A 1,365-nucleotide genomic window follows, 5' to 3' on the forward strand; every position below is an offset into this window, starting at 1 on the left:
CTAGGGCCTGTTTTAGAAGTCGGGTGAGGAGTCTCGGGTGAGGGCTGCGTGTGCTCGCGATGCCTGAGCGGTCCAGATGGTGACGTCGGAAGCGATACGGCTCGGGTCGGTCGCGGTGTCAAGGCGGTGATACCGATGAAGCGGGTCGCGGTATTCGACCTCGTAGGCGCCATCGTCGAGGCAGGCGACTGAGGCGAACCAGGTGGGATCGTCTTCGTCTGGTTCGACGAGGACGAAGGTGTTGTCGGGGAGGGCGAGCTCAATGATCATCTCGTAGAGGGCGTCCTCGGACGGCTCCACGATGAGTTCGCCGCCCTCGTTTTCCGCCTTCAGCCGGATGTACTCGCGCCCCACTATCGGCCCCTTTTCCAGACGTACGGGTCACCACTGAAACAGATTGTGCAAGATCCCAGCCGCGGCCAAGAGCGTGGTCACAACCACTCGTTGATGCAGGCGATATGCACGGTCGCTTCGTAGCGGACGGCCAGCTTGTCGTACCGGGTGGCCACGGCCCGGTTGCGCTTGAGCCGGTTGATCGCGCACTCGACGGCGTGGCGCTCGCGGTAGTCGACCTTGTCGAACACGGGAGGCCGGCCGCCGCGCGATCCACGTTTGCGGCGGTGAGCCGCCTGATCCTTCTTTTCGGGGATGGTGCATCTGATACCACGCCGGCGCAGGTAGGAGCGGTTGCCGCGAGAGGAGTAGGCCTTGTCGGCGCGGACTCGATCGGGGCGAGTACGGGGACGACCCCCGCCCGGACGCGGCACCCGAATCCCCTCCAGCACCGGCCTGAACTGCGGGGAGTCGCCCCGCTGCCCAGCCGTGACCACCAACGACAGCGGCTTTTGCCCCTGTTCCACAGCCAGGTGCGTCTTGGTGGTCAGACCGCCACGCGATCGGCCCAGCCCGTGATCGTCTGGTTCCGTACGAGCTCCGCCGGGTGGTTCCCTCTGAGCATCCCCGTCTCTTCGCGCACCGGCGGCGTGCTGGTGCGCGCGGACGATGGTGGAATCCACCGACACATCCCAGGTGATCAGCCCTTCGGCATCGGCTTGTGCCTGTAACGCGACAAGGATGCGCGCCCAGACTCCGTCCCGCTGCCAGCGGCGAAACAACCCGTACACCGTCTGCCATGGCCCATACCGCCCGGGCACATCCCGCCATGGCGCGCCAGTCCGAACTCGCCATCGGATCCCGTCGATGAGCTTCCGCTTCGCCCACAGCGGGGGACGGCCCGCTTTCCTGCCCACCGGCAACAACGGCTCCAGCATCGCCCACTGCTCCGCGGTCAAATCACCCCGACCCACACAAAGATCATCCCGGAGGTGGACCACCTAGGTGATCCACTTCTGAAACAGGCCCTAG

Annotated in this window: 2 protein-coding genes; both read right to left on the reverse strand. The window is 65.6% G+C overall.

All coding sequences use genetic code 11. The annotated features are described in order from the left end of the window. Positions 1–12: 12 nt before the first annotated feature. Positions 13–354, reverse strand: coding sequence for a hypothetical protein (locus ABZS69_RS67060; protein WP_355395680.1), 342 nt, complete (start codon positions 352–354; stop codon positions 13–15). 77 nt (positions 355–431) lie between these two features. Next, the gene (locus ABZS69_RS67065) at positions 432–1,307 is read right to left on the reverse strand and encodes an IS5 family transposase (protein ID WP_355395682.1); all 876 of its coding nucleotides are present in this window, start codon (positions 1,305–1,307) and stop codon (positions 432–434) included. Positions 1,308–1,365: the final 58 nt, after the last annotated feature.

Origin of the sequence: Nonomuraea sp. NPDC005650, from assembly GCF_040605375.1 — a bacterium.
GTDB lineage: Bacteria > Actinomycetota > Actinomycetes > Streptosporangiales > Streptosporangiaceae > Nonomuraea.